Raw genomic sequence first — 4,318 nt, forward strand, 5'->3', positions numbered from 1 at the left:
AAGCTGCTCGAGTGCTTTGTCCAGTCCCGGTCGGGAGGCTTTGGCGCCGCTGATGACATCGGTGAAGGTTTTCTCGCAGCCGGCGGCTTTCAAGGGGGCCTTTGAGAAAACGGACCTTGAACTACGCTAAGCCGTTGTCGGGGGTTGGCGCAGGGAGCGGTAGCGGCCGGGTTTGCCATTGACACGGCAGCGCCCCGTTGGTGCCGACCTGGCCGAGCGGGTCACGGCCATGCACAAGTCACAGGTTCTGAGCACTCGTCCTGCAGCTACCGAGGACGATTGAGTATTTGCGGGTTTGGGGGCCAGTCAATATTGCCTCCGGGGGCCACCGATATTGCCGCCGGGTGCCAGGCTGTCGCGCGGTCGGGGGCCACTGGCGCCCGCCCGCGCGAGCCGTTATGCCTTGACCTGGCCGGCGGTGTGTTCTCGCATGTTGTGGCCGCCGGTCTCGACCCAGATGGTGTTGTGCACGATGCGGTCCATGATCGCGTCGGCGTGAACGCCGGAACCGAGGCGCTGGTGCCAATCCTTCTGGGCGTACTGAGTGCAGAACACCGTTGAAGCCTGGTCGTAGCGCCTCTCGAGGAGTTCCAACAGCATGCTCCTGGTGCTCTCGTCGGGCTCGTCCAGAAGCCATTCATCGATCACCAACAGCGAGAACGCGGCGTACTTGTTCAGAAACTTCGTCGACCCGGACGGCTTATCGCGGGCCAGCTGCCAGGCCTCTTCGAGCTCCGGCATCCGGATGTAGTGCGCCCGCACCCGGTGCAGGCATGCGGCCTTCGCCAGCGCGCAACCCAGATACGATTTCCCCGACCCGGTGAATCCCTGGAACACGACGTTCTGCTGCCGGTCGATGAACGAGCAGGTGCCCAGTCCAGCGATCATGGACCGGTCAAGGCCGCGTTCCTCGACGAGGTCCAGACGCCGCAGCTCCGCATTCGGATAACGCAGGTTCGCCCGGCGGATCAGCCCCTCGACCTTGGTCTGGGTGAAGGCGGAGTGGGCGTCGTCGACGGCGAGCTTGACTCGCTCCTCGAACGCCAGGCCGAGTGCGAGGGTGTCGTCCTGGGCGTCGAACGCGTCCAACAGGGTGGCCACTCCCATCTCGCGGAGCTTGCGTTTGGTCTCGATATCGATCCGGCTCACCGTGCACCGCCTCCGGCGTAGTAGTCGGCGCCGCGGACATACCCGCCCGATTCGGGCTCGGTGGGCTCGAAACGCGGAATCCTGCGGGTGCCTTTCTTGTTTTGCCCGGTCTCCAGGATCGGTTGCAAGTGCGAATACCGGGGCGAGCGAACACGACCATCCAGCGCGATCTGACACGCTTTTTCCACTCGCTCGCTGGAGTAGCGGCGGCTCAGTCGCAGCACTGCCAGGGCGGCGTCGAAGCCCTGCTCCTCTACCGGGACAGCCTCGAAGATCCTGTTCACCACGGTCACCATGTGCAGGCCGACCCGGTCAGCCCACGCCCGAATCCTGACGGTGTCCCACTCCCGATACCTCTCGCCCTGAGGCTGGTCGGCATCATTGGTGCGGTATTCATTCACGACATGCTCGCCGAACAGCAGGTGGCTGGTGAGCCGCTCGTGGTTGCGATAAACCTCCAGCAGCCGGGAGGTAACGCGCAGGTCCACGCCCTGCCCGATCTGCGCGTAGGGTGCGGAGTAGAAATTCTTCTCCCAGACCACATGCCCGTTCTTCTGCACCCGGCGCCCTATGATCCACCGACTGATCTCATACGGGGCCGACGGCAGCGGACGCAGCAGCGCCTTCTCCTCCGTTTCAAACACGCTCAGGCGCGAGCCGGCGCGTTTCTGGAACGGTTCCCGGTTATAGGCATCCATCCGCTCCCTGATCGCGGCCCGCAGTTCGGGCAGCGTTCCAAAGCTCCGATGACGCAACCCCGCGATCACCCAGGTCGCAACATGAGAGACCGTGTTTTCCACGCTCGCTTTGTCTTTCGGCGCCCGAGGTCGGCCCGGCAGCACCGCTGCCGAGTAATGCGCAGCCATCTGCCGGTAGGCGTCATTCAACACGATCTCACCCTCGCGAGGGTGCTTGATCACTCCCGTCTTCAGATTGTCGGGCACGATCCGGGGAACCGTTCCGCCGAACCACTCAAACATCGCGGCGTTGGCCAGCAGCCAGGTGTCTTGCCGCATATCCAGCGCCGGCTCGACGAACGCATACCTCGAAAACGGCAGGCAGGCGACGAACAAATACACCCGAGACGTCTCTGCTGTCACCGGGTCGGTGAGCTGCATCGTCGGCCCCGACCAGTCGACTTCAACCGTCCGCCCAGCTTTATGTCCCACCCGGGACGCCGCCCCCGTGATCAACGCATGCGCCGCGTAGGACTTGCAGAATCGGTCGTAACCCATCGCCGGCTGCCCCGTCACTGCGCACCCGTCGACGTACTCGCCATGGAGCAGCTTCAGCGTCACCCCGACCTTGGCGAGCTCTTTGTGCACCCCGTCCCAATCAGGCTGAACGAACACACTCTCGTGTTCGCCCCGGCCCGGGAACAGCAACGCATACACCTCAGCATCGCTGCGGCCGGCATGGCCGTCACTGCCGATGCCAGCCTTCTCGGCGGCGTCGAACACCGCCAGCACACTCCTGCGCGACATACCTTGCGCGAGAGCGATCGCGCGCCCCGTCATGCCTTCGGCGCGGAGTTGAAGCACGAGCTTCGCGTTTATCCTTCGTACCATTGTTGATTACTCCTTCTGCCGCGTGCCTATACACGCGGTGGAAGGAGCTAAGCAGATGGCCCCCAACAGAAATATTCGGTGGCCCCCAAACACGCCACCGGCCATATCGAACAGTGGCCCCCGACGTCAATAACGGTGGCCCCCAGAAGCGCTAATACTCACGATCGGCAGCGCGCCGCTGCAGCGGCTGCCACGGCCACGCAGCGCGCAAGTGAGGGCGTCAGCGCACCAACAGTCAAACAACCGGCTAAGACGCAGCAGTCGACCGTCGAGGCATTGCGCGCCCAGTTCGCTCGGAAGGCTGAACAGCAGCGCGAGCAGCTGCGACGGGCCGGCCTAAACGTCAAGGCACGCGAAGCCGGCGACAAGCGCAAGGACGAGCGCAACCGGCCCGAGAGCGACCGCACCCGCGACGACGGCCGAGAGCGTTAGGACGCCAGCGGCGCCCACCGAAAAGGACCCCCGACACAATATGTCGGGGGTCCTTTGTCCCACCTGCTTTAGCCGGCTGCTCGGATCGGCTTGGCCTCGTCCAACTCAACTGGCGGTCGAGCAGCCGGTTGAGTTGGAGGTAAGACGAAGGCGCAGACGGCAAGCACCGCAGCCATTATGAGAGTCGCCGGACTTAGCGCGCCCGTTCGGAACCAGGTTAGGAGAGCAGAGTCAGCAGATTCCAGTAGCCCGGTATGTGGATAGGTCGTTCCAGCTAAGAAGCTGCCAGCAAAGATCACCAAAACGAGCGCAGCCGAGAGCAGCGATGTGCGCGCGAGGATGCCCGAACCGCGTCTGCTGTTTTTCAGCAGCAACCAGAAACTAAGCGCGCCCCAAAGCGTCAAGCTGATCATCTGCAAGATTGGCGGCTGGGCATCGGTTGCAGATTGCGGCTCGAGGACCCAGCTGAATACAAGTCCGGCTTCCACTGCTTGTGCTTGGAACACTAGATACCCAGTGCCGAACAGGTAGACGGTAGCGGTAATACATCCAAGAACCACCACACTTATATTTTTCTTCAAAACGATTGTCTACGAACCGAGGTCGGAAAGGACTAGGTCCTCCTGGCCGTCTCTGGGAATGTGCACAGTGCCGAGTGCGGCGGCAATATCAGCATCCAGAACTATCAGACCCGAATCGGCGAAGATCTCCACACCGGACACTTCGCCACCAGCGTCTGCTCCGCTGGTGTTCCTTGCGGCAGATTCATGAGTGCCTACAGCGTCCTGTACTGCCGCCTCGTTCAGCCCTGGAGGCAAAAGGTGCGCAACCGTCCCTGAATCAGGTGACCCCGCCACTCGAAGCGATGCCCCATTGGCGTAGAACGCCGGTCGGGGCATGCAATTTAGCCCCCACACAGATTCGTCTTCTACCAACGTTATGAGGCAGATATCTCCCGCAGCGTCAATAGCGGCCCAGTGAGTGCCGTAGCTGGACTTTGCCATTAAGCGCACGGATTCTTGGTCTAGTTGAGCGTCATTCGCAAGCTCCTGCATGCTCGCTGGCAGCACGTCGGGTCACGTCCCGCTGGGTGGTGTAATTCCTCGTCACCGTGCAGGTCAGTGTTTTCTGATTATGCCGCAGTCAACTCGGGAATGTGAATCACCCCG

Annotated in this window: 4 protein-coding genes; 1 reads left to right on the forward strand and 3 read right to left on the reverse strand. The window is 62.4% G+C overall.

The features are described 5' to 3' along the window. Nucleotides 1-396: 396 nt before the first annotated feature. Entirely contained in the window at nt 397-1,149 is a 753-nt protein-coding gene (locus IWX89_RS18120; protein ID WP_307836626.1) for an ATP-binding protein, read from the reverse strand. Next, nucleotides 1,146-2,717 carry an IS21 family transposase gene (gene istA / locus IWX89_RS18125; protein WP_196904931.1) on the reverse strand — a complete coding sequence of 524 codons (1,572 nt, stop codon included), beginning with the start codon at nt 2,715-2,717 and terminating at the stop codon, nt 1,146-1,148. The genes IWX89_RS18120 and istA overlap by 4 nt, the downstream gene beginning before the upstream one ends. Before the next feature lie 78 nt (nt 2,718-2,795). On the opposite strand from istA, the gene IWX89_RS18130 reads away from it, so the two are divergent. Beyond that, nucleotides 2,796-3,149 (forward strand): hypothetical protein, encoded by a 354-nt coding sequence (locus IWX89_RS18130; protein WP_196904932.1) that lies wholly within the window; start codon nt 2,796-2,798, stop codon nt 3,147-3,149. 68 nt (nt 3,150-3,217) lie between these two features. Here the strand turns inward: IWX89_RS18130 and IWX89_RS18135 are convergent, their stop codons facing one another. Beyond that, nucleotides 3,218-3,730 carry a hypothetical protein gene (locus IWX89_RS18135; RefSeq protein ID WP_196904933.1) on the reverse strand — a complete coding sequence of 171 codons (513 nt, stop codon included), beginning with the start codon at nt 3,728-3,730 and terminating at the stop codon, nt 3,218-3,220. Nucleotides 3,731-4,318 lie beyond the last annotated feature (588 nt).

It is taken from the genome of Cryobacterium sp. MP_M3 (genome assembly GCF_015752155.1).
GTDB lineage: Bacteria > Actinomycetota > Actinomycetes > Actinomycetales > Microbacteriaceae > Cryobacterium.